Genomic DNA, 23,375 nt, shown 5'->3' with positions numbered 1-23,375 from the left:
ATAGATGGCAAACGGGGACAGAGGTTTCCCTCTGCCCCGTAAGATTTTTATGATTACTTGTACAAGGCTTCCAGAGAATGTGCATCGTCGGCGTGTCCGGCAGTCAGCGCGGAGACAATCAGGATGGCGATCACGGAAGCGGGAACAGCCACGATGGCGCACTGAATACCATAGGGAGTGCCCATCAGGGTCCAGATAATGGTCATCGCACCGCCCACAATGATACCGGCCATGCCGCCGGCGGGGGTCACCTTCTTGGAGAAGAGGGCGAACAGGATGGCGGGGGTGATGGCAGCGCCGTACATGGTGTAGGCAGTCATCTGCAGCTGCAGAACGGTGGGGAAGTACAGCGTCAGAGCCACAGCGATGATGCTGAATACCACGATGGTCACGCGCAGGACCGTCATCTTCTGGCGGTCTGTGGCGTTCTTATTGATGTACTTGACATAGATGTCGTTAGTCAGGTTGGTGGCGGAGGAAAGCAGGTAGCTGTCCGCCGTGGTGACAATGAAAGCCATGCAGGCGCACATGACCAGCGCGCCGAACACCAGAGGCAGATAATCCACAGCCACCTGGAAGATGACGTTGGAGGGAGTGTCCAGAGAGGGATACAGCTTTGCAGCCTGGGTCACCAGGGCAATGATGCTGATGATGACCAGCAACTCGCCGATGAACATACCAATGTTGGACTTTTTGGCCTCATCGCTGTTCTTGGCGGAGGCGAAGCGCTGCAGCATATTCTGGTCACCCAGCATCAGGGCCAGGGAGGGCAGGAAGTAGCCTAGAATGGTCCAGCCGGACATACCGCCGGTAAGGGTGGTCTTTTCGGGAGGCAGCACGGCACCCTGAGTGCTGGCCGCATGCATCAGAATGGGGATGGCCAGGAAAAAGCCGCCGATCATGATAAGGGCACTGACGGCGTCGGAATAGGCCACGGAGACTAGGCCGCCGCCCACGGTGATGATGACCACGATGACAGTGCAGATGGCCAGAGCCATGCCCTGGGACATCTCGATGTTGCTGGAAGAGCACAGCAGCACCAGAATGTTGGCGGCGGCCTTCAGCTGGGTGGCCAGCACGCCCACATAGGCCAACACGACGCACAGAGCGGAGATGATGCTGGCGGCTGTGCCGTAGCGGGCACCCATGATCTCAGGCACCGTCACCTTGTTTGACTTGCGGACCTTGCCCGCAATGAAGTACAGCAGGATGATGCCGATGGGAGGGGCGGCAAAGGTCAGTGCACCTACCCACGGTCCGCCGGTGTACACCACGCCGGCAGAGCCGGTGATACCGCCGCCGCCGCACCAAGTGGCCAGCAGGCTGCCCACCAGAATGATGAAGGGGATCTTGTGTCCGCCGGTCATCATATCATCGGTGGTCTTGACTTTCTTGTGGGCGATCACCAGGCCGTAGATCATCAACAGCACCAGATAAGCCCCAATTGCGATGATATAGCTCATTTGATTTCTCTCTCCTTTGTAGAAGTTGTTTACCATTATAACGAGTCAAAGCGTAAAAGTCAATTCCGTAAAACCTATATGAAATATTGGTTGAAAAAACTGTCGAAAAGGTGAAAACGCGTCTGCGGGCAGAGAATATTTGGGCTTTGTACTATATAAATAAGTCTCTGTATTTTTTCGGGATCGGCTTCATCCTAAAACATGCGGCGGACCAGAAGGCACAGCATAGATCAATGTTGTCTTTACAGGATCGCAGCATCTGCTGCCAGGTCCTCGGTTAGATCCGCAATCAAGTCGCCCTTTACTGCCATACTTGCGGCGCTCCAAGGGAAACCAGAGGCGGCAGTGGGATAAACACTGGCGGTGTGGTCAACGAAGTATGCGTCGAAGCCCGCAGACTTAATTTGCTCTTCCGTCAGATTCCGGGTCAACTGATGCACGATTGTACCAATCATTTCGAGGTGGCCCAGTTCCTCAGTACCGATGTCGGTCAGCAATGCTTTTAACTCCGGATAAGGCATGGAGTATCGCTGGCTTAAATAGCGAAGGGATGCTCCCAATTCGCCATCCGGTCCACCGTACTGACTAATGATAACAGCTGCTAGCTTGGGATTGGTGTTTTTGATCTTTACTGGGTATTGAAGCTTTTTTTCATATACAAACATTATGCGTTTCCTCCTTCCTCCCAAGGCCACGGATCTTTTAGCCAGACATAGCCTTCCTCAGGGGTCAAATCTGTTTGCAGCAGGGGACCGTATAGTTTTTGGTATTTTTCACGGCCTTCCTTGGCCAGCTTAATATAGGACCAATACAGCTGCAAAGCCTCCTGGTCCTCCGAATGCGTTACCAGATACAGCCCCAGTTCATCGATAGCAAAATCCAGAGCCATCAATTCTACAAGAGCGGTATTGGCCAGCTTGGTCTTTGCTTGAATGGCCTCCTTGAAAGGAAGATCCAATCCTGGGAACAAAGTGCCGGTTTGCAGGGCTTCCATCCGGCTGAACCGCGTAGGATTTGGCTCTTGCATGGGTACATAGGGGAATGCCAGCGGCGCACAACCGCCAGGCAGGCTTCCTTGATTCGCACCGCAAGAAACGGTGGGTGGGCTCATTTCGGGTTTTTCCATTTGTGGTGGCTTCCTCCTTTGGCATAGTGGCGTACAGTGGCTCCGTACGCTAACCCATACTATGCGGTTGGTTGGACGGGTGAGCCTGCCCTTGATTTTGCGATGGTCAACAGCTATAATCGGAATGTAGACAGAAAGTAAGGCATAAACTCCCGGCAGGGGGTGCGGCCTTGTGATGATTCTGTTGCTGAAAAAACGAAATCTACTGACCGGCGGGTTGCTGTGTTGCTTTTTTATTGCGTTCGCAGCGGTGCTGTGGCGTGGGAACAGTGTATCTGTGCCGGCTTTTGGCGGCGGCAGAGGAGAGCCTGTACTTGTTATCATTGACCCGGGCCATGGAGGAGAGGATGGCGGTGCCGTTTCTACAGATGGAGCTGTCAAGGAAAGCGGTTTGAACTTATCGATTGCTCTGCGGGTGGAAGATTTGATGCGATTTTTGGGGCAGGCAACTGCAATGACCCGACGAGAGGACGTTTCTATTCATTCTCCGGAGTCTCGTACTGCCCGGGAAAAGAAGGTTTCTGATTTGCATAACCGAGTTGCGCTGGTGAACAGCAGAGAAGGGGCGCTGCTGCTGAGCATCCATCAAAACAGCCTGCCGTCTTCCACGGTGACCCATGGGGCGCAGGTATTCTGGAATCGTAAAGATGGCGCTGAGGAATTGGCGCAGTCAGTTCAAGACGCGCTGAACATTGCTGTTAATGCGAAAAATGAAAAAAAGACCAAATCCATTCCAGCGACTATTTACTTGATGAAAAATATCAATGTACCAGGCATTTTAGTGGAGTGCGGTTTTCTTTCCAATAAGGAGGAAACCGCATTACTCCAGCAGCCGGATTACCAAGTACGGCTGGCAACAGCTATTACCGCTGGATGTTTGGCATCTTAAGAGGAACAGATATGAAACAAAAAACGATGTTCTACTGTACGGAGTGCGGAAATGAAACACCGAAATGGGCAGGGAAATGCTCGGCTTGCGGTGCCTGGAATACCATTGTGGAGCAGCCGGAGACACCGAAAAGCTTCTCCAAAGGCGGAGCACGGATGGCCTCTCGTGTTAACCTTTCCGCACGCCGTGCCTGCCCGGTGACAGACTTGCAGGCGGATGAAGAGATTCGCTTCCCAACAGGGATGCGGGAGTTGGACCGGGTGCTGGGCGGTGGTGCCGTAAAGGGATCTTTGGTGCTGGTAGGCGGCGCTCCCGGCATTGGAAAATCCACCTTGATGTTGCAAATTTGCAGCAAATTATGCGAGTTTTCTAAAGTATTATATGTGTCTGGTGAGGAATCGGAACATCAGTTGAAGCTACGGGCTCAGCGGCTGCGCGTAGAAAGCAGCAGTTTATATGTCATTTCGGAGACCAGTTTGGGAGACCTTCTGGAATCTGTGGCGACAGAGAAGCCGGATGTTCTTATCGTGGACTCTATCCAGACTCTGTATAACGACGCATTGGATTCTCCTGCGGGTAGCGTCAGCCAGGTGAAGGATTGCACTCTGGCGCTGATGCAGCTGGCAAAGGGCCAAGGAATTACGGTGTTTGTCATCGGCCATGTGAATAAGGAGGGCTCCATCGCGGGACCAAAGGTTCTGGAACACATGGTGGACTGCGTACTGTATTTTGAAGGAGATCAGCATACCTCTTACCGTATTCTGCGGGCGGCCAAAAACCGCTTTGGCGCCACCAATGAGATCGGTGTGTTTGAAATGCGGGACGAAGGCCTTACAGAGGTGGAAAACCCTTCAGAAATGTTGTTATCAGGCCGACCGGACGATACACCAGGAACCTGTGTAGCCTGTGTGATGGAGGGCATGCGGCCTGTTTTGGCGGAAATACAGGCACTTGTGGTGACTTCCGCCGGCGGCAATCCACGCCGTACCAGCAATGGCTTTGACTACAACCGGGCAGCCATGCTTTTGGCTGTTTTGGAAAAACGCGGAGGATTAAAAGTGTCCTCGTGTGATGCATATCTCAATATTATCGGCGGATTGTGGCTGGATGAGCCTGCCGCTGATTTGGCAGCTGTGGTGGCTCTGGCGTCCAGCTATCTGGACCGGCCAGTACCCCGGGACCTGGTGGCAATCGGGGAAGTGGGGCTTACCGGCGAACTGCGGACTGTGAATCAGCTGTCACAGCGAATCTCCGAGGTGCGGCGTCTGGGATTTACCCGATGTGTTGTTCCGGCCCATCGTGCGGAAAGCTTGCGTCCGCCGGAGGGGTTGCAGCTGATTCCGGCTCGGAATATCGGTGAGGCGATCCGAGCCGCTTTGCGGCAGATGGGATGAAATGGACACAGGCGCCGCCTAAGGCTGGCATACCTGCCGCGGCGGCACTGTCCAGCGTGCAGACGCCATCCTGTTGATAAACGCATTTACTGGTGCACGGGATCAAGCTCATGAGGCATCATCCGTTTCGTTGATTGTTGCCGTTAGCTTGACCGAAAGCGACTGATTTTATGAGGGAAAATCGGGAAGGGAGGATTTGCGGGAATACATGTTTTTGAACAAAATAAAAATTTTGTTCAATTTAGGGGAGAGGAAAACGGCCTCTTCTTGGTTTAAGGGTGTTTCCAACTGGTATTAAGCGGCAGTAATTAGAGACTGGACAAGCTCCGGGGTTTGCGATTGCCGCTCTGGATGGCACTCGGTGATGTATTTTCGTTTGAATGTTCTATGATTGATTACCGCACCGAAGCGCCGGAGATTTTGCGGGATTTTCTGGCGTATCATGAAACTGTCAAAGCGCATTCCAGGCGGACAGTTGACGAATACTTTTTGGACTTGCGAAATTTTTTCCGCTATATGAAACAGATCCGCGATCCGCAGCTTGCCAATCGAGCGCTGGATGAGATCGATATTATGGATCTAGACCTTGAATTTGTCTCGAGCATCACACTGACGGATATTTACGGTTATATGGCTTATCTCAGCCGGGAACGTGTGCAGAATCAAAACAGCCGTAATCCGGAGTACGGCCTCAATGCTGCGACCAGAGCTCGAAAAATCGCCACCATCCGTTCGTTTTATAATTATCTTACCAATAAGATGCACCTACTTCGTGAAAATCCTGTCAAAGATATTGATTCTCCGAAATTAAAGAAATCCCTGCCAAAATATCTCACATTGGATGAAAGTATTCGGCTTTTGGATTCTGTCGACGGCAAAAATCAAGAGCGTGATTACTGTATTTTAACGCTGTTTCTCAATTGCGGGCTGCGAATTTCGGAATTGGTGGGGTTGAATCTTAATGATATTCAAGAAGATGCCTTGCGGGTCTTGGGCAAAGGAAACAAGGTCCGTATCATTTATTTGAATGAGGCCTGTCAGAATGCACTTCGCCAGTATCTGGCGGTACGGAGGCCCATTCGCGGTAAGGATGAAAACGCCTTGTTTTTATCCTCTCAAAATGAGCGCATGAGCCGGTCTACCGTCCATGCCATGGTGAAAAAGCGCCTTTCCGAGGCTGGTATCAATGCCAGTGAGTATTCCTCCCACAAACTGCGCCATACCGCCGCCACGCTGATGCTGCAAAACGGCGTGGATGTCCGGGCTGTTCAAGAAGTGCTGGGTCATGATCATCTGAATACCACAGAGATATACACCCATATCGATAATGAATCTCTGCGTGTGGCTGCAAAGGCAAATCCCTTGTCACATGTAAAGAAAAGAGGAAAAAAGACGAGTGCAGATTAAAAAAACTGCCCCCTAAAGGGGCGGTTTTTTTAATGACAAAAGGCCCTCTTCCCTGCCGGCTCAGCGGTTTAGAAGCCGCATCCAGTTCCAGCCGCTGTACATGGGTATGGTGCCCAGGCGCCACACAGATACGCCGGTGACGCCCAGCAGACGGGCGTCATTCAGCGCTGTCTGGATGCTGCGGTCATTCTGATACCAGAGGAAATAGCGGCTGCCGTCCTCAGAGCGGTAAATGGCATAGGACTGCTGGTACTCTTGTGACCAGCCAAATTCCGTGCTCTCCTGGGCGAGACGTCTGGACACGGTATCATTAGAAGGATACACCGGCGTACCGGAGAGAAGGTTGCCGTTTTCGTCGATCTTCCAGGCTACGTTCCTGCAGCTGAAGCCAAGAACTATCTTGGAGGGGTCCACTTCGCCGGTTAGGGCTTTCAAGCCCAAATACACTTGATCGATGGGAGCGGAAGCGGCGGTTTGGTAATAGGTGCTGCCTATGAATTGGCTCATGTCCCGGGGGTCGTAGTCATAGGCCATCAAAATGACCTTGTCAGACAGGGCGCCGATGGCGGCGTAGTCATAACCGTCATACCAGCCGCCGTTGTAATAGCCGCTGCTTAAGACCGGAGGCACGCAGACATACAGGGACTTGCCCAGTTGGTCCAAGGCGGCCCGCAGCTCTGTCAAAAAGGCGGTGAAGTTGTCCTTGCTGCTTTTGCGCAGACCCTCAAAGTCGACGGTGATGCCGTTGTATGGATTCTTGCCGATGGTACTGTAGGAAACGGTCAGCTCATTGATGATCTGCTCCACCGCTTGGGTACGGCCTTCCTCCGATGCCAGCACCTCCGCCACGCCTCCGGAGGTATCCATGAACACGTTCAAGTTTAGAGCAATACTGTTGTTGTCCATGTAGCCGGTCACACTGTTATATCCGCTGGGGACAGAAAATTCATTGCCGCCGGCGCTGGTGGTGGACAGCAGCGCTGTTTCCCCATCCCAGGTCATGCGGCTCCAACCGGCGCTGACGGTGTCCATATTCCGGGCAAAGTCCAGCTGGCTGTATGAGGAGATGGCGTAAAAGCCATGGAGAAAGTCGGTTTTCTGGCGCAGCTTTTCATAAATGCGCACCAGCATGGCTGCTGCCTGAGCTCGGGTGGCAGTTTGATTGGGGCTGAATGTGTTTTCGGAGGTCCCCTTGGTCATGCCGATGGTATAGGCTACGGTGATATAGCCTTCCTCCCCTGCCGGCAAGTCCGTGAAAGGCGTGGTTCCATGAAGAACGGAGTAAGCGTCGGACATTGGCGTGTTAGAGAAATTCAGATACTCCGCCGCAGACTTTAAACCCAGGGCCCGCACCAGCATTTCCGCCATTTCTCCCCGGGTAATGGGGGCGTTGGGGCGAAATGCTTTACCGCTGTCCACCGCGTCATTTTGAACGGCGGCACCGATGGCGGTGCGGTAGGTGGAGGAAAGTCCCTCCGGCAAGGCCATAGCCTTGGTGATGCCAGCTTCGCTGCCGCTCCAACCCAACATCCGGCTCAGCACTGTGATGAACTGGGCTCGGGTCATGGAGTCGCTGTATCCGAAGGTAGTCTCACTGTATCCGTTCATAAGACCATAGTCCACCGCTTTTCGGACTTCTGTGGCCAGCGCTCCTTCCACCGGGACATCCCGGTAGTCCGCGGCCGCCGCGGAAACCGACAGCAACGATATCACCATAGCTGCCGCCAGCAGCCAGGAACCGAACCGTTTCATTGGAAACATCCTTTCTTTTCCGGTATTTATTTCCTTATGATAGCAGGCAGCCCGGAAAAGTTGTGAACAGAATTTGAAATTTTAAGGCCGGACCGTGCCGGTGATGTGCAGAAAGCGGATGTCCCGGAATTCGTAAGTGGACAGAGGGCGGTTGTCGGCATCGTAGCTGTGGGCGGCTACCAGCACGTTTTCCAGCGTTGGGACGGCGCCAACGGACACGACCACAGGGCTGTGCTGAAAGCTCCCGCCCTTGAAGCTCAGCTGCACGATGTCTCCCGGCCGCATCTGTTCCAGGGTGGAGACTTCTCCCACGGGACCAATGGAAAAGGTCTTGCGGGTGAAAAAGTTCCAGAAATACTCCACGCCTGTCCAGGCGGGAGCCTTTTGGTTGGCATCGATGTAGTACCAGCCAAAGGTAGGCGTGAAATTCATGATCTGGCTGGCGGCAAACACACATTGAGAAGCGAAATTTGTGCAGTCACCCCCGATGGTTTCATAGTCGTAATAAGCCGGATTGCGGCCATAAGCCCAGCGGTGGGCGTACTGCACGGCGGCCTTGCGGTCATAATCCTGCAAAAAGCGCATGGTATCCCCTCCCCTGTCATCATCTTATGCGGTTGGAGAGCCATGGTGCGTCAAAAAAGGGTGGAGACGCATGATGCGTCTCCACCCTTTTTGAGATCTTCTTACAATATAAATTAGGCCTTGTGGTCGCAGCCCAGAACGTCCACGATCTTGTGAGAGACCATGGCCTTGATAGCGGCACGGGCGGGCTTCAGATACTGGCGGGGATCGAAGTCGCCGGGATGCTCATCAAAGTACTGACGGATCGTGGCGGTCATGGCCAGACGCAGGTCGGAGTCGATGTTGATCTTGCAGACGGACAGCTCGGCAGCGTGACGCAGCTGCTCCTCGGGGATACCAACAGCGTCGGGCATCTTGCCGCCGTGCTCGTTGATGGCTTTTACGAACTCCTGGGGCACGGAGGAAGAGCCGTGCAGCACGATGGGGAAGCCGGGCAGGCGCTTGGAGACCTCTTCCAGCACGTCAAAGCGCAGAGGAGGCGGAACCAGGATGCCCTTTTCATTGCGGGTGCACTGAGCGGCGGTGAACTTGTAAGCGCCGTGGCTGGTGCCGATGGCGATGGCCAGAGAGTCGCAGCCGGTCTTGGCAACGAACTCCTCGACCTCTTCGGGGCGGGTATAAGAAGCGGCGTGAGCAGCGACCTTCACATCATCCTCAATGCCGGCCAGAGTGCCCAGCTCAGCCTCGACGACAACACCGTGGTCATGGGCGTACTCCACGACCTTCTTGGTGATCTCGATGTTCTCCTCGAAGGGCTTGGAGGAAGCGTCGATCATGACGGAGGTGAAGCCGCCGTCGATGCAGGACTTGCAGGTCTCAAAGTCGGGGCCGTGATCCAGATGCAGGGCGATGGGAATGTCGGGGCACTCGATGACAGCGGCCTCCACCAGCTTCACCAGATAGGTGTGGTTGGCGTAGGCGCGGGCACCCTTGGATACCTGCAGGATCAAAGGAGCCTTCAGATCCTGAGCGGCCTCGGTAATGCCCTGGACGATCTCCATGTTGTTGACGTTGAAAGCGCCGATGGCGTAGCCGCCGTCGTAGGCCTTCTTGAACATTTCGGTAGTGGTAACCAATGCCATAATGTTTCACTCCTGTTCTTATTTGTCCCGCCCTTTCTGAAGGCCTTTTTCCAACCTAAACGGAAGAGTTCGTTAAGGGATTGGCAAATTAGACGTTTCGAATGGACGAAAACGATTTTCTTCTATGATAATATCACAGAAAAATTAAATTGCAAGTATTTACAATTCTTTTTTTCAATGTTATGATAGCAATGCCCTCAGTTGACAAAAGATCATACCGCTTTTTCTGCCCGGAACGCCGCCAGACGGCGGCTGCGTGTGGTTTTTTGTCACCTGAGGGTCTAACAAATTCTGAGGAGGCTTTTTCTCATGAGTGAACTGAAAGGCGCATGCATCGTGGGCCAGTCCGGCGGCCCCACTTCCGTCATCAATGCCAGCGTGTACGGTGTCATTGACACCGCCTTGAAAAACCCCAACATCACCCGTGTCTTGGGCGCGGAGCACGGTATCAAGGGTGTTCTGAACGACCGCCTGTTCGATATGGCCCAGGAGGACCCTGCTGAACTGGAGCTGCTGAAATACACGCCCTCTTCCGCTCTGGGCTCCTGCCGCTATAAGATGGCTGACCCCGATGTGGACGACACCGATTACAAGCGGATTCTGGAGATCTTCAAGAAATACGACGTCCGCTACTTCTTCTACAACGGCGGCAACGATTCCATGGACACCTGCAACAAGATTTCCAAGTACATGCAGAAGGTGGGCTATGAGTGCCGCGTCATGGGTGTGCCCAAGACCATTGATAACGACCTGTACGGCACCGACCACTGCCCGGGCTTCGCTTCCGCTGCCAAGTATATCGCCACCTCCTGCATGGAGGTCTACCAGGATGCCCGTGTGTATGACACCGGCATGGTCTGCATCATCGAGATCATGGGCCGTCACGCTGGCTGGCTGGCTGGTGCCGCTGCTCTGGCCACCGCTTACGGTGCTGGTCCCGACCTGGTGTACCTGCCTGAGGTGGACTTCGACATGGATGCTTTCCTGGCGGATGTGGAGCGCATCTACAAGGAAAAGGGCAACTGCATGGTGGCTGTTTCCGAGGGCATCCACTACGCTGACGGCACCTTTGTCTCTGAGGCCAAGACCTCTGCCACCGACGGCTTCGGCCATGCGCAGCTGGGCGGCTTGGCTTCCCTGCTGGCCAACATTGTCAAAGAGAAGACCGGCGCCAAGGTCCGCGGCATTGAGCTGAGCCTGCTGCAGCGCTGCGGTGCTCACCTGGCTTCCGAGACCGATATTGAGGAGTCCTATATGTCCGGTAAGGCTGCCGTGGAGAACGCTGTGGCCGGCATTACCGACAAGATGGTGGGCTTTGAGCGCACCTACGAGGACGGCAAGTACGTCTGCAAGACGAAGCTGCTGGGCCTGACCGATGTGGCCAACACCGAGAAGAAGGTCCCCCTGGAGTGGATCAATGCCGCTCACAACAACGTGGAGAAGCCTTTCATCGACTATGTGCTGCCTCTGATCCAGGGTGAGCCCAAGCTGCCCAAGCAGGATTCCCTGCCCCGCTTTGCCAAGCTGAAGAAGGTCCTGGCGAAGTAAGCAAACCGCTATGGATAAAAACAGCGTGTACCGATCGGTACACGCTGTTTTTTGTCATTGTGCTTCCAGCCAGTGTCGGGCCTCCTCGGCTGTCCTTGAAAGATAGCGGATGGTCTCCGCTGGATACTCGCCAACAGCTGTTTCCCCAGTGACCATGACGCCCCAGGCACCGTCTGCCACGGCGTTGAAAATATCACTGACCTCCGCCCGTGTTGGCACGGGAGAGTGCTCCATGGAAGATAGCATCTGCGTTACCACGATAAAGGGCTTCCCTGCTGCCCGGCAGGCGGCGGAAATGTCCTTCTGTACGGCGGGCAGATGCCACAGCGGCATATCGTTGCCCAGGTCTCCCCGGGCAATGACCACCACATCCGCCTGGGGAAGAATGTCCGGCAGGTTTGCGGCTCCCTCCAGCGTTTCGATTTTGGCGAACAGCTTCAAGCTGCCGGCACCGTTCTCCTGCAGAATTTGCCGCAGGCGGCAAAGTTCTTCTCCACTGTGGACAAAGGGCTGCAGCAGTCCGGTGACGCCGAATTCCGTGGCGCGGCGGATGTTCCGTATATCTCGCTCTGTCAGTACAGGGAGACGGAGGTCCTTTCCCGGCAGTTTGATGCTCTTGCGGCCTGTGAGGGTGCCGCCCCGGAGAACTTTCGCCTCTGCCCTGCCGTTTTCGACGGCGGTGACCTGAAGCGCCAGCTTTCCGTCGTCCAGCAGTACCTCACAGCCGGGTTCCAGCGCTTCCAGCACCGGCTTGGGAAATGGGATTCCCTCTTTGCCAAAAAAGACAACAGCACTGTTTTGCAGAGACATCGGGCTCTCCAGCGCGCCGATGCGGAGCTCCGGCCCTTGGGTATCGATGACCAGCTGCGGGGCATTCACGCCGGCGGCCGCGGCCGCGGCGTGAAAAGCGCGGAGCATATCGGCGCTGTCTTGCAGGTTACAGTGGGACAGGTTCAGACGCATGCCGGTCATGCCGGCGCGAAACATGGCCTCCAGAGTCTCTTGGGAGCCACAGGCGGGACCGAATGTCCCGTAGATATGTGTCATGTCAGCTTCTCCGTCATTTGTTTTTTTGATAAATGGTCCAAAGGCCCTCCATCAGCAGGTATTTGTCGTAAATGATCTTGTTTCGACAGTACCGGACGATGACCGGAGCGTTGCCTCCGGTGGCCACCACACTGACCTCCTTGCCTGGGAATTGCTCCCGGATGCGGTCAATGACACCATCCAGCATGCCAGCGGTGCCGTACACGATGCCGGAGCGCATACATTCCTCCGTGTTTTTGCCGATCAAAGCCTTGGGGTGCTGCAGGGAGATGGCGGGCAGCTGGGCGGCACGGCGGGAAAGCGCCTCCAGGGAAACGTTGACGCCGGGCAGCAGCAATCCGCCCTCATAATTGCGGCCCTCGGAGATGACGCCGATGGTAGTGGCAGTGCCCATGTCAATGGTGATGATGGGAGCGGGAAACTTCTCCAGTGCGGCCACGGCATCCGCCACGATGTCCGCGCCTACTTGAGTTTGGACCGCCAGACGGATGTTCAGACCTGTCCGCACGCCGGGCCCCACTACCATGGGCGGCTTGCCCAACAGCCGGGTTAGGGCTTTTTCCATCATGAAATTCAAAGGCGGCACCACGCTGCACAAAATAGCGCCGGTGACATCTGTATAATTGAAATGGTACAAAGCAAACAGATTCATGAGATCAATGCTGATCTGGTCCGCTGTTTTTCGGCTGTCCGTATCCAGGGATGCCAAAAAACGCAAGCTTTTATTTTTGTCAAACAGGCCCACGGAGGTATTGGAGTTGCCAACATCGATGGCAAGCAGCATAGGGTCTCCTCCCCTTTCCTCTTTCGTATATTCCGTACTTATGGTATCACGACTTCGCGCCTCTTGCAACGGCCAATTGACATCGTACATTTGTTCCGGTATAATTAAACCATAGAATATTAAAGTGAAGGTACAAATATGGAATTTGCCTATGGAGAGCGGGAACTGACCTACCTGCGGTCCAGGGATACAAAACTGGCCGCCGCTATTGACCGCATCGGACACGTGAGCCGTGAGGTGGACACGGATTTGTTTTCCTCAGTCATCCACCACATCATCGGCCAGCAGGTATCCACCGCTGCGCAACGGACGGTATGGCGCCGTTTTTTGGAGCTGGTGGGAGATGTGACGGCGGAGCGTGTCTGTGCCAGGACGCGGGAAGAACTGCAGGCGCTGGGAATGACCTGGCGGAAGGCGGACTACATTTTGGATTTTGCCGGCAGGGTCCGGGACGGCAGCTTTGATGTGGAGGCACTGAGCAGCCTGCCGGATGAGGCGGTGCGGGTACAGCTCTCTTCCCTGCGGGGGATCGGTCCCTGGACAGCGGAGATGCTGATGATCTTCTGTATGCAGCGTCCGGATGTAGTCAGCTACGGGGATCTTGCAATTCTGAGGGGCATGCGGATGCTGTACCGGAGAAAAACCATCGACCGCAAGACATTTGACCGTTACCGCAAGCGGTACAGCCCTTATGGCACTACGGCCAGTTTGTACCTGTGGGCTATTGCCGGCGGTGCCCTGCCGGAGTTGACGGACCCGGCAGCCCCAAAGAAGAAAGGAGCGAAAAAGCTATGACTTATCTCATGCACATGAAGTCTCCGGTGGGTCCTCTGCATTTGGCCTCTGACGGTCAAGCTATCACGGGTCTTTGGTTGGAAGGACAAAAGTATTTTGCCGCCACGCTGGAAAAGGATGTGAGGGAAGAAAACCTTCCGGTATTCGATCAAGCGAAAGCCTGGCTGAATGCGTATTTTTCGCATCAAGCGCTGCCCGGCCTTCCGCCTCTGGCGCCCAAGGGAAGCGCGTTTCGCCAAGAGGTGTGGAAGCGCTTGCTGGAGATTCCATACGGCCAAATCACGACTTATGGTGAGATCACAAAAGATTTGAAAGCAGCGGGTATCTCCGCTGCTGCCCAGGCAGTGGGCGGTGCCGTGGGCCACAATCCCATTTCTATCCTCATTCCCTGCCACCGGGTGGTAGGCAGCAGCGGCAGTCTCACGGGGTATGCGGGCGGCGTGGCAAAAAAACAGTTTCTGCTGGAACTGGAGGGTGTGGATATGACGAAGCTCTTTGTTCCGAAGCACGGAACTGCATTGTAAAATGAATTCACTTTACAGAAGCAGGGACACTGACATAAAGCCAGTGTCCCTGCTTTTCATAGAATGATGCAGATGAGACCGCCGCTGCCTTCGTTGATGATGCGGGTCAAGGTCTCTTGGAGCTTTTTTCGGGCATCCTCGGGCATTCGCTTCAGCTTAGTCTGCAGGTCCTCATTGACCAACTCATGGAAACTGCGTCCGAAAATGTTGGATTGCCAGATCTTACTGGTGTCCCCTTCAAATTCCTGCAGCAGATAATTCACCATATCTTCGGACTGCTTTTCATTTCCCACAATGGGAGAAACAGCCGTCTCAATGTCTGCCCGGATCATATGTATACTTGGGGCGCTTGCTTTCAAGCGGACGCCATAGCGTCCTCCCTGCTTCATGATCTCCGGCTCTTCCAGCTTCAGCTCATCGATGCCCGGCACTACGATGCCATAGCCGGTCTCCCGCACATCCTTCAGCGCTTGGGCCACCTTGTCGTACTCTGTTTTTACCGCCGCAAGTCTGGTCAGAAGGCTCATGAGGTCTCCATCATCCGTTATCTCAAAGCCGGACTGTTCCGACAGCGTCCGGTAAAACAGTTCACGCGGCAACAGAAGCGCTGCGGCGGCCACTCCGGTTCCCAGGTCGATGGAGGTGATCTTTGCCTCACTGATGTCGGGACAGCTGCCAAGGGCGGAAATGACCCCCTCTACCTCCCGGATATGGCGCAGGTGTCCGGTGCCTTGACGGACCGCTTCGTACAGTTCCGTCTTAATGGGATGATCGTCCGGCAGAGCGTCTACCCAGGGCGGCAGGAACAGGTCCAGCTCCTGCATGGGAAATTCGTACAAAACCGCTTTTAAAATATCCGCCACATCCTCCTCCCCCAACTCCAGACAGTTCACCGCCACGCAGTTAACGGCATAGCGGGAGGAGATGTCCTTGGCAATTGCCATGGCCCGGTCACTTTTCGGTTCCTGAGAGTTCAACAAAACAATGAAGGGCTTTCCAAGCTCCTGCAGCTCCCGGATGACCCGTTCCTCCGCCTCCAGATAGTCCTCCCGGGGAATATCAGCCACGCTGCCGTCAGTGGTGATGACGATTCCGATGGTGGAGTGCTCTGCAATGACCTTGCGGGTTCCGATCTCCGCGGCCTCTGTCATGGGGATCTCATGGTCATACCAGGGCGTTGTGACCATGCGGGGGGCGTCGTCCTCGTATTGGCCGATGGCTCCCTTGACCATATACCCCACGCAGTCAATGAGCCGCACGGAAAAAGCGGCTCCGTCCGCCAACTGGATTTGCGCGGCTTCCTCCGGTACAAATTTGGGCTCCGCTGTCATGATAGTCCGGCCGGAACCGCTCTGGGGCAGTTCATCCCGGGCCCGCTCCCTGCGGTACACGTTTTCGATGTTGGGGATGACCTGAGTCTCCATAAACCGCTTAATAAAGGTGGATTTGCCTGTGCGTACCGGCCCCACCACCCCGATGTAAATATCCCCGGAGGTGCGGGTGGCGATATTTTGATAGATACTGGTATTCATAGCATCCCGTCCTTTTTCCACTCCATATGATGGTATATGTCTATGTTCCGGCCAGAGAAAGTATGAACAGCCCGTCTTGCTTTGTGCAAATACGATAAAATTGCCTGCGAAAATTCGCCTGTATTCGGCTCTTTGACCTCTTTACACGAACAATTTAGCGTGGTAAACTACTACTGTATTAAACGAGCGGGACACCGCTCCGAAGTTTTTGGAGGATTCGGATATGAAAAAGATGCTTGCGCTGCTGCTGGCAGCTATGATGGTCCTGTCCCTGGCTGCCTGCGGTGGTAAGAAGGAAGAAGCCGCCGCCCCTGCCGAGACCCCTGCGGAAGAGCCTGCCGCTGACGAGGCTCTCGTCTACGCTGTGGAGGCCGGCTCCGCCGGTGAGGCTGCCGCTGAGGAAAACGGTTTTCAGTACAATTCCGTCGCTTCCCAGGCTGATGCCTTGATGGAAGTGGCCGCCGGCACTTCCGACGCTGCCATCATCGACCTGCTGATGGCCGGCGCCATGATCGGTGAGGGCACCAGCTATCCCAACTTGATTCACACGGATGAGTTGACCACCGAGGAGTACGGCGTTGGCTGCCGCAAAGGCTCTGACCTGGCCGCCTACATCAACGGTGTGTTTGCCGAGACCTATGCCAACGGCACCATGCAGGAGATTGCAACTACTTACGGTGTTCAGGAATCCTTGGTGGAGCAGAGCTCCGATGTCATTGACGCCCCTGCCGGCGGCGATGTGGCATACATCCAGGATAAGGGTACCTTGGTTGTCGGCATCACCGACTTTGCCCCCATGGATTACAAGGATGACGCCGGCAACTGGATCGGCTTTGACGCAGACATGGCCAAGATCGTAGCGGAAAAGTTGGGCGTGGAGATCGAATTCGTTGAGATCGACTGGGACAACAAGATCATGGAGCTGGATTCCAAGTACATCGATGTGGTCTGGAACGGCATGACCCTCACCAATGAAGTCACCAGCGCCATGGAGTGCACGGTCCCCTACTGCAACAATGCCCAGGTGGTCGTTGTTCCCGCGAAATAAGAACACGAATTTCATATCAAAGGCAGAGAGCAGAGGCTCTCTGCCTTTGAGCGGCTAAAGAGAATTATGATTTGACGAGGTTTCGCCATGTTTTGGAACATAACGTTGACCCTGCTTTCAGGTCTTTGTACTACCATTGAGATTTTTCTTCTGACCCTCCTCTTTTCCCTGCCGCTGGGCCTGGTCATTGCTTTCGGATCCATGAGCCGGCTGAAGCCCCTGCACTGGCTGTGCAATACGGTCGTGTGGATCATCCGGGGCACGCCTCTGATGCTCCAGCTGATCGCCTTTATGTACATTCCCGGCATCGTCGGCCATAACATCTGGCCCAGCGGTGATGCCGGACGGATGATGGCCACGGTGGTGGCTTTCTCCATCAACTATGCATGCTACTTCTCTGTTATCTACAGGGGCGGCATCCAGGGTGTACCCGTGGGCCAGCGGGAGGCCGGTGAAGTGCTGGGCATGACCAAGCGCCAGATCTTTTTTAAGGTTACCCTTTTGCAGATGATCAAGCGCATCGTGCCCCCCATGTCCAATGAGATCATTACGCTGGTAAAAGACACCTCTCTGGCGCGGGTCATTGCTGTCTATGAGCTGACCTTTACCGGCTATTCCTACATGAAGAGCAGCGGTTTAGTATGGCCGTTGTTTTATACAGGCGTGTTCTATCTTCTGTTTGTTGGCATTTTGACGATCCTGTTCAACTACATTGAGCGGCGGCTGGATTATTTCCGATAAGGGGGTGCTGATATGTCTGTTTTGAAAGTCGACCACATCGAAAAACATTTCGGCACGACAAAGGTGCTCAACGACATCAGCTTTTCTCTGGAAAAGGGACAAGCCCTGTCCATTATCGGCTCTTCCGGCAGCGGGAAAACCACATTGCTGCGGTGCTTAAATTTCCTGGAGACTCCGGACAGCGGCACGATCTCTGTCAACGACAATATCATCTTCGACGCCGCGGACCCTGCTACCCAGCAGGAAAAAGAGATTCGCTCCAAGCGACTTCACTTCGGCCTGGTGTTTCAGAACTTTAACCTGTTTCCCCAGTACACGGCCCTGCAAAACGTCACTCTGGCCCGGGAGCTGCTGGCAAAGGAACGGGGCGGTGAGAGCAAGGCGGATATTGAGGCTGCAGGTCGGGAGCTGTTGGCTCAGATGGGTCTTGCTGACCGGGCAAGCCACTATCCTCATCAGCTCTCCGGCGGCCAGCAGCAGCGGGTAGCCATTGCCAGAGCACTGGCCTTGCAGCCGGATATTCTCTGCTTTGATGAACCGACCTCTGCCCTGGACCCGGAGCTCACTGGCGAGGTGCTGCGGGTCATCCGCAATCTGGCGGAGAAAAAGACTACCATGATCATCGTTACCCACGAAATGGCCTTTGCCAGAGATGTGGCAGACCAAGTCATTTTCATGGACGGAGGCTTTATTGTGGAGCAAGGCGATCCCCGTGAGGTCATCGACCATCCCAAAGAGGAACGTACCCGGCAGTTCCTCTCCCGCTACACGGAAAACTAAATGCAAAAAAGCACACCGGAACCAGCTGGCTCCGGTGTACTTTTTTACAGAAATCAAGCCCGCTTTCTGGGAATGAGCAGCAGTTGGTCATGCGGAAGCTCCTCCTCTGATTCCAGCTGGTTGGCAGCAAGGATAGCAGAGATGGTGGTGTTATGACGTTTGGCGAGATCCCAAGGGCTCTCCTGCTTGCCCAGGCACCGCAATACCAGTGACGGTGTGCCGGTTAGGTCCCGGGGCTTCTCCGTGTCCACCCGGGCGGCGGTGATGCAGACCTTCTTTACTTGAGATGCCGCTTCTACACGGAAATCCACAGGGAAACGAACCTCAATGCCTCTGTCTCCAAGACTTCCTTGAATCTCTTCCGGACAGATGGCCCGAGCGGTTACCTGGCAATCCGAAGGCAGTTCTATCTGGCAGGCGATCTCAACGCCCCGTTCCGCCACCAAAGGCACGCCGCCCTCGTCCAGATACAGCGCCCGGACAGTGGCCACTGTCCGCAGAGCAGTAGCGTTTCCCTCCCGGCTGACAGAGACCGCGCCGCAGTCTGCCTGCAATGCCAGGATGCTCTCAGCCACGACACCAATCTCCAATACCTCCCGCACGGTCTGCCGGCGGTTCAAGGTCTCACAAAAGCTGGTAAGGACCATAGGCGCCGCCTCATAGGTCAGCTCATAGGCGGTGGAGTACAGGTCCCGCAACAGCGTTAAGTCCTGTTCCTGCCGCAGCAAAGCTGTCGCGTGAAGATATAACGTGACCGCTACTTGACGACCTTCCGGGTCTCCCCCGTCGATCTGAAGATCCGCTCCGGTCAGCTGCAGCCGCAGCGAAGCGGCAGCGCCCTCAGCGGCGCCGTCAACCTCCATGATCTGAGAGAAAGGCAGTTCTCCGGAGGTGGCGCGGCATGTGCCGTCTTGGGTCCGGTACAGCAAGGAAACGGTGAACACGCCTTTGAAAATCAGCTTGCTGCCTACCAGCTTTGTTTCTGTCACTGCGGAGACCACACGGCTGGACAAAATCTCCACAGCGCCTTCCCGGCCGGGTGAGATGTCCAGCTCCTCAGAAAAGGTGAAGTCCTTCTCCACGATATGCGTGAGAAGCGTTACATGCTGCCGCTCTTGGCGCTTCTCCACCCGCAGCTCCGGTGCCGCCTCCAGGTCCGGGCATACAGTGAGGGAGACCCGGCGGTAGCCGGTCAGCCGTACCACCAGCTTACAGTGCGTGAATACCTTTCTGGGATTCAGCATCCGAGTCTCCAATGTCTCCGGCTCTACTTCCGCCATTAGGCATACACAATCCGGCAGGGCCCGGCTGTCACTTTCTGCGGTGAAGGGCATGGCGAATTCCAGAGTGCGGATGCCGCTGTCACCGTCTGGGGTGTACAGCACGGTCACCCGCACAGTACCGGAGACATCACCCTTTCCGTCCCGTAGTTCCCGGCTGTGAAGGTATACCTTCCCTTCTGTTTCAATGATGCGGGCGATGTCCGGGCAATAGTCCGGCACGATGGTTTCCGCCGTTTCCTCCTGGGTCAGCGTCACATCTCCGCCTACCTCATATGTATCGAAGCAGGCTTTTTTTAAGTCCAGATCCATATCGGTCTCATCCTTTCCAGGCGTTCATACGATGGTATTCTGCTTTACTGTATGACCGCCGGAGAAGGCTTATGCATGGATGCCGAACAGCTTTCGTAAGATTCCCCGCAAGGCTCGGGGCGATTTCCAGACCACGATATTCATGCGCACCGCTCCTTTCCTACCGCCGGCAGCAGGCACAGCCACAGGCGATCAGCAAAAATGCCACTAAAAACAACAATGCCCCCACCGGAAAAATGGCGGCAATCAAAATACCTGCACCTAATGCCACGGCGCAAATGCCTAAAATGCAGTTGCCGCCTCCCCGAAACATGTGTTCCGCCTCCTCCCTGTTCCAGTATAGCGGACCTGGCTGTCCCAGGTGTCAAAAAAGCCCCGACGAACCACAGGCGTCGGGGCTTTCGCAGCAGTTATTTCTTTTTTTCCTGCCAGTCCTGCAAAGGCTTCAGCTCCTCATACAGTCTTAGATAACTGGCATGGCGGCTGGGCTGTATCTTTCCAGCACGCAAAGCCTCCAGTACGGCGCAGCCTTTTTCCTTGGTGTGGCTGCATCCCACAAAGCGGCAAGCACCCAGATACGGGACAAATTCCCGGAAAGTCTCCGGAAGACGGTGCTTTAGCTCCAGATTCAGCTCATCTGTTTCAAAGGAGGAAAAGCCCGGGGAATCCACGATATCTCCGCCGCAGGAGAGGTGATACAGCTCCACATGGCGGGTGGTGTGGCGGCCGCGGCCAAGGGCGTCGCTGACCTCTCCCACCTGCAAATGAAATTCTGGGTCCAACGCATTTAAAATACTGGATTTTCCAACGCCAGAGTTACCTGTAAAGGCAGATAGCTTGTCAGCAATCAAGGGCTTTAATTCCTCCAGGCCCTCCCCTGTTTCCGCACTGACGCGGAGCGTTGGAAAACCGGCGGCGGTATAGATACCGTATAGGTCATCCGCAGGGTCCAGGTCACACTTGTTCAGCAGCACGATGACATCGCAGCTTTTTAAGGCGGCGATAGCATCCACACGGTCAATGAGAAATGGGTCTGTTCTCGGCACGGCAGCAGAGGCAATGATCACCAACTGGTCAATGTTGGCCACGGCTGGCCGGGCGAAGGCGTTGCGCCGGGGACGAATGGCCTCCACAAAGCCTTCACCGCCGCCCAGCTCGCGGACCTCCACCCAGTCGCCCACCAGAGGCGAAACGCCATCCTTGCGGAATTTACCCCGTGCCCGACAGGTGAGGGTCGCTGTTCCAGTATCCACGTAATAGAAGCCGCTGAGGGCTTTTTTGATACGTCCTTCTGCCATATCAGTCAAACTGGACGTCCTGGGCCTGTTCGGGGTCTGCTTCGCCGTCAATATAGACCTCCACGTGCTGGACACCGTAGCCGATAAGAGAGACAGAAATGGAGGATTGACTGCAAGAAACGCTCTGGTTGAACTGCTCCTCACCGTCCACCGTCACCCAGACGCTGACAGACTCCCGGCCGTCCTGGGGCAGCAGCACAGTGATGATCCGGGACTGGCTGGGTGCCTGCCCGGTGCTGACCTTGAATTGAATGGTATCCCCTTCTGTGGCCTCAGTGGTTCCCTCAATGCTCTGCCAGAGGATCGTGCCCTCCGGCTTTTCGCTGTCCACCAGTTCAATATCACTGTCGGTACAGGTGAGCTTCCAGACCTCTTTCAATTGCTCTCGCACCTTATCAATGGGCTGTCCCACAAAATCCGGAACCGGGAAGCTTTGCAGCTCCGGTCCCTTGCTGACGTAGACCTTGATGGTGTCTCCGTCTTTCAAGGTGGCACCAGCCGCAGGCTCTGTACGAATCACAAAACCCTCCGTCACGTCGGAAAATTCTTGATAACTGACGTCAGCGTCAATATTCAGCTCCAGGTCCAGCTGCCGGCCCAGGGCTTGAAGGCGGAGCTTGGCTTCCTGTAGCTCTGTATTGGTCACGTCGATCATTTCGCCGGTGTTTTCACCCAGACTTATCACGACCTCAATGACCAGATTTTCGCCTTTTCGGGTCTCGCCGGCATCCGGCGTTTGGCGAATGATCTCATTTTTGGGATAATCGTTGCTGAATTCCTCACCGATCTTGGTGATCTTGAAGATATTCTGCACCTCCGGCATGGCGTTGGCTTCTTCCAGGGTCCTGCCTACCACATTGGGTACTCTATACTCTGTGGGAGCCTGGGGGCCAAAGGAGCCAAAGATGTTTTTGAACAGCAGTGCCGCCAACAGCAGAGCCGCCACTGTCACCGCCACGATGATGACAGTACGCTTGCTGCCGGAACGGGATGGCTCCTCGTCTTCCGCATACTCCCGGCGATATTCCCGCTCCCGGCTGGCGGTGCGGTGGGCCTGCTCGGCCTCCAGAGCCGCGTGAACGCTGCCGGTGCGCAGAGGACGGGTGGGTTCATCCGCCTCATCTGGGCGGAGATCTTCCAATTCAAAGTCCAGGCTGACGCCGGGATTCTTGCGGAAAGCCTCCAAATCGGCGATCATGGCGTCTGCAGAGGCATACCGCTTGTCCAAATCGGCGGTCATGGCTTTCATGCAGATGAGCTCCAGCTGCTCCGGAATGTCCTTATTGATCTCCCGGGGAGCCAGGGGAATGGAGCTGAGGTGCTGGATGGCCACAGACACCGCAGAGTCACCCTCAAAGGGCAGACGGCCGGTGAGCATCTCATACAGCACCACACCGGCGGAGTATACGTCGCTGCGGGCGTCCGTGCGGTCTCCCCGCGCCTGCTCCGGCGAAATGTAATGCACGGAGCCCAGGGCCTCTTGTGTGAGGGTCTGGGCGGAATTTTCAAGGCAGGCGATACCAAAATCAGCGACCTTCACGCTGCCGTCCCGCAGGACCATGACATTCTGCGGCTTAATGTCCCGGTGGACAATGCCGCGGCTGTGGGCGTGGCTGAGGCCGCGCATGATCTGGGTGATGAAATGCAGGGATTCCCGCCAATTCAGCTGTCCCCGCTTTTCCATGTACTGCTTCAACGTAATGCCGTCGATGAGCTCCATGACGATATACTCCGTATCGCCGCCCCGGGACACATCGTAAACAGAGACGATGTTGGGGTGGGAGAGCTGGGCGACTGCCTGGGATTCGGCGTTGAAGCGGCGACGGAACTCCTCGTTCTGCGCCAAATCATTTTTCAATATCTTCACCGCTACCAGCCGGTTCAGCAGGTGGCATTTTGCCTTATATACGTTAGCCATACCGCCGGTGCCGATCTTTTCCAGGATCTCATAGCGGTTATCCAGCATTTTTCCAATGAACTGGTCCATA

At 55.2% G+C, this 23,375-nt stretch carries 21 protein-coding genes and 1 pseudogene; 9 read left to right on the top strand and 13 right to left on the bottom strand.

The features are described from left to right. Nucleotides 1-53: 53 nt before the first annotated feature. The 3 genes and pseudogenes from ACTQ4R_RS01220 to ACTQ4R_RS01210 all read right to left on the bottom strand — a co-directional run bounded on the left by ACTQ4R_RS01220 (nucleotide 54) and on the right by ACTQ4R_RS01210 (nucleotide 2,589). Complete coding sequence (locus ACTQ4R_RS01220; protein WP_441625056.1) at nucleotides 54-1,463, bottom strand: sodium:solute symporter family protein; 1,410 nt, start codon at nucleotides 1,461-1,463, stop codon at nucleotides 54-56. A gap of 257 nt (nucleotides 1,464-1,720) precedes the next feature. Continuing rightward, a pseudogene (locus ACTQ4R_RS01215) lies at nucleotides 1,721-2,128 on the bottom strand (manganese catalase family protein); the annotation flags it as partial. After that, entirely contained in the window at nucleotides 2,128-2,589 is a 462-nt protein-coding gene (locus ACTQ4R_RS01210; RefSeq protein ID WP_441625054.1) for a spore coat protein CotJB, read from the bottom strand. The gene ACTQ4R_RS01210 and the pseudogene ACTQ4R_RS01215, both read right to left, overlap by 1 nt. 175 nt (nucleotides 2,590-2,764) lie before the next feature. Between ACTQ4R_RS01210 and ACTQ4R_RS01205 the strand changes: the two genes are divergently transcribed. From ACTQ4R_RS01205 to ACTQ4R_RS01195, 3 genes are all read left to right on the top strand, one after another. After that, entirely contained in the window at nucleotides 2,765-3,478 is a 714-nt protein-coding gene (locus ACTQ4R_RS01205) for an N-acetylmuramoyl-L-alanine amidase (protein WP_441625986.1), read from the top strand. Between the two features lie 11 nt (nucleotides 3,479-3,489). Next, nucleotides 3,490-4,872, top strand: a complete 1,383-nt coding sequence (gene radA, locus ACTQ4R_RS01200) for a DNA repair protein RadA (protein ID WP_441625052.1) — start codon at nucleotides 3,490-3,492, stop codon at nucleotides 4,870-4,872. A 387-nt stretch (nucleotides 4,873-5,259) separates the two neighbouring features. Further along, nucleotides 5,260-6,279: a tyrosine recombinase XerC gene (locus tag ACTQ4R_RS01195; protein WP_441625984.1), complete on the top strand. Its 1,020-nt coding sequence runs from the start codon at nucleotides 5,260-5,262 to the stop codon at nucleotides 6,277-6,279. 60 nt (nucleotides 6,280-6,339) lie between these two features. On the opposite strand, the gene ACTQ4R_RS01190 is transcribed toward ACTQ4R_RS01195, so the two are convergent. The 3 genes from ACTQ4R_RS01190 to fba all read right to left on the bottom strand — a co-directional run bounded on the left by ACTQ4R_RS01190 (nucleotide 6,340) and on the right by fba (nucleotide 9,698). Next, nucleotides 6,340-8,031, bottom strand: a complete 1,692-nt coding sequence (locus ACTQ4R_RS01190) for an S-layer homology domain-containing protein (protein ID WP_441625050.1) — start codon at nucleotides 8,029-8,031, stop codon at nucleotides 6,340-6,342. Nucleotides 8,032-8,112: 81 nt separating this feature from the next. Then, a complete protein-coding gene (locus tag ACTQ4R_RS01185; RefSeq protein WP_441625048.1) occupies nucleotides 8,113-8,616 on the bottom strand; it encodes an amidase domain-containing protein in 504 nt (167 codons plus the stop codon). Nucleotides 8,617-8,729: 113 nt separating this feature from the next. Beyond that, nucleotides 8,730-9,698, bottom strand: coding sequence for a class II fructose-1,6-bisphosphate aldolase (gene fba / locus ACTQ4R_RS01180; protein ID WP_441625046.1), 969 nt, complete (start codon nucleotides 9,696-9,698; stop codon nucleotides 8,730-8,732). Nucleotides 9,699-10,007: 309 nt separating this feature from the next. On the opposite strand from fba, the gene ACTQ4R_RS01175 reads away from it, so the two are divergent. Continuing rightward, nucleotides 10,008-11,246, top strand: coding sequence for a 6-phosphofructokinase (locus ACTQ4R_RS01175; RefSeq protein ID WP_441625044.1), 1,239 nt, complete (start codon nucleotides 10,008-10,010; stop codon nucleotides 11,244-11,246). A 54-nt stretch (nucleotides 11,247-11,300) separates the two neighbouring features. Here ACTQ4R_RS01175 and ACTQ4R_RS01170 read toward each other — a convergent pair whose 3' ends face one another. Both ACTQ4R_RS01170 and ACTQ4R_RS01165 read right to left on the bottom strand, forming a co-directional pair. Beyond that, nucleotides 11,301-12,293: a pyruvate kinase gene (locus tag ACTQ4R_RS01170; RefSeq protein WP_441625042.1), complete on the bottom strand. Its 993-nt coding sequence runs from the start codon at nucleotides 12,291-12,293 to the stop codon at nucleotides 11,301-11,303. A gap of 13 nt (nucleotides 12,294-12,306) precedes the next feature. Then, on the bottom strand, nucleotides 12,307-13,077 hold the full coding sequence (locus ACTQ4R_RS01165; protein ID WP_441625040.1) for a type III pantothenate kinase: 771 nt from the start codon (nucleotides 13,075-13,077) through the stop codon (nucleotides 12,307-12,309). Nucleotides 13,078-13,215: 138 nt separating this feature from the next. Here ACTQ4R_RS01165 and ACTQ4R_RS01160 point away from each other — a divergent pair, with 138 nt between their 5' ends. Beyond that, a complete protein-coding gene (locus ACTQ4R_RS01160) occupies nucleotides 13,216-13,872 on the top strand; it encodes a DNA-3-methyladenine glycosylase family protein (RefSeq protein ID WP_441625038.1) in 657 nt (218 codons plus the stop codon). After that, nucleotides 13,869-14,396 (top strand): methylated-DNA--[protein]-cysteine S-methyltransferase, encoded by a 528-nt coding sequence (locus ACTQ4R_RS01155; protein WP_441625036.1) that lies wholly within the window; start codon nucleotides 13,869-13,871, stop codon nucleotides 14,394-14,396. Before ACTQ4R_RS01160 ends, ACTQ4R_RS01155 begins: the two co-directional genes overlap by 4 nt. Nucleotides 14,397-14,452: 56 nt before the next feature. Here the strand turns inward: ACTQ4R_RS01155 and spoIVA are convergent, their stop codons facing one another. Continuing rightward, the gene (spoIVA, locus tag ACTQ4R_RS01150) at nucleotides 14,453-15,928 is read right to left on the bottom strand and encodes a stage IV sporulation protein A (protein WP_441625034.1); all 1,476 of its coding nucleotides are present in this window, start codon (nucleotides 15,926-15,928) and stop codon (nucleotides 14,453-14,455) included. A gap of 223 nt (nucleotides 15,929-16,151) precedes the next feature. On the opposite strand from spoIVA, the gene ACTQ4R_RS01145 reads away from it, so the two are divergent. The 3 genes from ACTQ4R_RS01145 to ACTQ4R_RS01135 all read left to right on the top strand — a co-directional run bounded on the left by ACTQ4R_RS01145 (nucleotide 16,152) and on the right by ACTQ4R_RS01135 (nucleotide 18,497). Beyond that, nucleotides 16,152-16,976, top strand: coding sequence for a transporter substrate-binding domain-containing protein (locus tag ACTQ4R_RS01145; RefSeq protein WP_441625032.1), 825 nt, complete (start codon nucleotides 16,152-16,154; stop codon nucleotides 16,974-16,976). 87 nt (nucleotides 16,977-17,063) lie between these two features. Further along, nucleotides 17,064-17,717: an amino acid ABC transporter permease gene (locus ACTQ4R_RS01140; protein ID WP_441625030.1), complete on the top strand. Its 654-nt coding sequence runs from the start codon at nucleotides 17,064-17,066 to the stop codon at nucleotides 17,715-17,717. 12 nt (nucleotides 17,718-17,729) lie between these two features. Continuing rightward, a complete protein-coding gene (locus tag ACTQ4R_RS01135) occupies nucleotides 17,730-18,497 on the top strand; it encodes an amino acid ABC transporter ATP-binding protein (protein ID WP_441625028.1) in 768 nt (255 codons plus the stop codon). Nucleotides 18,498-18,550: 53 nt separating this feature from the next. Here ACTQ4R_RS01135 and ACTQ4R_RS01130 read toward each other — a convergent pair whose 3' ends face one another. The 4 genes from ACTQ4R_RS01130 to pknB form a co-directional block, all read right to left on the bottom strand. Continuing rightward, nucleotides 18,551-20,089 (bottom strand): DUF3794 and LysM peptidoglycan-binding domain-containing protein, encoded by a 1,539-nt coding sequence (locus ACTQ4R_RS01130; protein WP_441625026.1) that lies wholly within the window; start codon nucleotides 20,087-20,089, stop codon nucleotides 18,551-18,553. A gap of 160 nt (nucleotides 20,090-20,249) precedes the next feature. Further along, nucleotides 20,250-20,402, bottom strand: coding sequence for a hypothetical protein (locus ACTQ4R_RS01125; protein ID WP_441625024.1), 153 nt, complete (start codon nucleotides 20,400-20,402; stop codon nucleotides 20,250-20,252). 97 nt (nucleotides 20,403-20,499) lie between these two features. Then, nucleotides 20,500-21,387 carry a ribosome small subunit-dependent GTPase A gene (rsgA, locus tag ACTQ4R_RS01120; protein ID WP_441625023.1) on the bottom strand — a complete coding sequence of 296 codons (888 nt, stop codon included), beginning with the start codon at nucleotides 21,385-21,387 and terminating at the stop codon, nucleotides 20,500-20,502. Nucleotide 21,388: 1 nt separating this feature from the next. Further along, a complete protein-coding gene (gene pknB, locus ACTQ4R_RS01115) occupies nucleotides 21,389-23,374 on the bottom strand; it encodes a Stk1 family PASTA domain-containing Ser/Thr kinase (RefSeq protein WP_441625021.1) in 1,986 nt (661 codons plus the stop codon). Between the last annotated feature and the right edge of the window lies 1 nt (nucleotide 23,375).

It is taken from the genome of Dysosmobacter sp. Sow4_B12, from assembly GCF_052116665.1.
Taxonomy (GTDB): Bacteria; Bacillota; Clostridia; order Oscillospirales; family Oscillospiraceae; genus Oscillibacter.
Note: the sequence above shows the minus strand (reverse complement) of the source record. Positions and strands in the feature narration are given on the sequence as shown.

Bases quoted from the DNA above. Each gene is read 5' to 3' on its own strand.
- ACTQ4R_RS01220 (WP_441625056.1), bottom strand. From the start codon at position 1,463: ATGAGCTATATCATCGCAATTGGGGCTTATCTGGTGCTGTTGATGATC.
- ACTQ4R_RS01210 (WP_441625054.1), bottom strand. From the start codon at position 2,589: ATGGAAAAACCCGAAATGAGCCCACCCACCGTTTCTTGCGGTGCGAAT.
- ACTQ4R_RS01205 (WP_441625986.1), top strand. From the start codon at position 2,765: ATGATTCTGTTGCTGAAAAAACGAAATCTACTGACCGGCGGGTTGCTG.
- radA (WP_441625052.1), top strand. From the start codon at position 3,490: ATGAAACAAAAAACGATGTTCTACTGTACGGAGTGCGGAAATGAAACA.
- ACTQ4R_RS01195 (WP_441625984.1), top strand. From the start codon at position 5,260: ATGATTGATTACCGCACCGAAGCGCCGGAGATTTTGCGGGATTTTCTG.
- ACTQ4R_RS01190 (WP_441625050.1), bottom strand. From the start codon at position 8,031: ATGAAACGGTTCGGTTCCTGGCTGCTGGCGGCAGCTATGGTGATATCG.
- ACTQ4R_RS01185 (WP_441625048.1), bottom strand. From the start codon at position 8,616: ATGCGCTTTTTGCAGGATTATGACCGCAAGGCCGCCGTGCAGTACGCC.
- fba (WP_441625046.1), bottom strand. From the start codon at position 9,698: ATGGCATTGGTTACCACTACCGAAATGTTCAAGAAGGCCTACGACGGC.
- ACTQ4R_RS01175 (WP_441625044.1), top strand. From the start codon at position 10,008: ATGAGTGAACTGAAAGGCGCATGCATCGTGGGCCAGTCCGGCGGCCCC.
- ACTQ4R_RS01170 (WP_441625042.1), bottom strand. From the start codon at position 12,293: ATGACACATATCTACGGGACATTCGGTCCCGCCTGTGGCTCCCAAGAG.
- ACTQ4R_RS01165 (WP_441625040.1), bottom strand. From the start codon at position 13,077: ATGCTGCTTGCCATCGATGTTGGCAACTCCAATACCTCCGTGGGCCTG.
- ACTQ4R_RS01160 (WP_441625038.1), top strand. From the start codon at position 13,216: ATGGAATTTGCCTATGGAGAGCGGGAACTGACCTACCTGCGGTCCAGG.
- ACTQ4R_RS01155 (WP_441625036.1), top strand. From the start codon at position 13,869: ATGACTTATCTCATGCACATGAAGTCTCCGGTGGGTCCTCTGCATTTG.
- spoIVA (WP_441625034.1), bottom strand. From the start codon at position 15,928: ATGAATACCAGTATCTATCAAAATATCGCCACCCGCACCTCCGGGGAT.
- ACTQ4R_RS01145 (WP_441625032.1), top strand. From the start codon at position 16,152: ATGAAAAAGATGCTTGCGCTGCTGCTGGCAGCTATGATGGTCCTGTCC.
- ACTQ4R_RS01140 (WP_441625030.1), top strand. From the start codon at position 17,064: ATGTTTTGGAACATAACGTTGACCCTGCTTTCAGGTCTTTGTACTACC.
- ACTQ4R_RS01135 (WP_441625028.1), top strand. From the start codon at position 17,730: ATGTCTGTTTTGAAAGTCGACCACATCGAAAAACATTTCGGCACGACA.
- ACTQ4R_RS01130 (WP_441625026.1), bottom strand. From the start codon at position 20,089: ATGGATCTGGACTTAAAAAAAGCCTGCTTCGATACATATGAGGTAGGC.
- ACTQ4R_RS01125 (WP_441625024.1), bottom strand. From the start codon at position 20,402: ATGTTTCGGGGAGGCGGCAACTGCATTTTAGGCATTTGCGCCGTGGCA.
- rsgA (WP_441625023.1), bottom strand. From the start codon at position 21,387: ATGGCAGAAGGACGTATCAAAAAAGCCCTCAGCGGCTTCTATTACGTG.
- pknB (WP_441625021.1), bottom strand. From the start codon at position 23,374: ATGGACCAGTTCATTGGAAAAATGCTGGATAACCGCTATGAGATCCTG.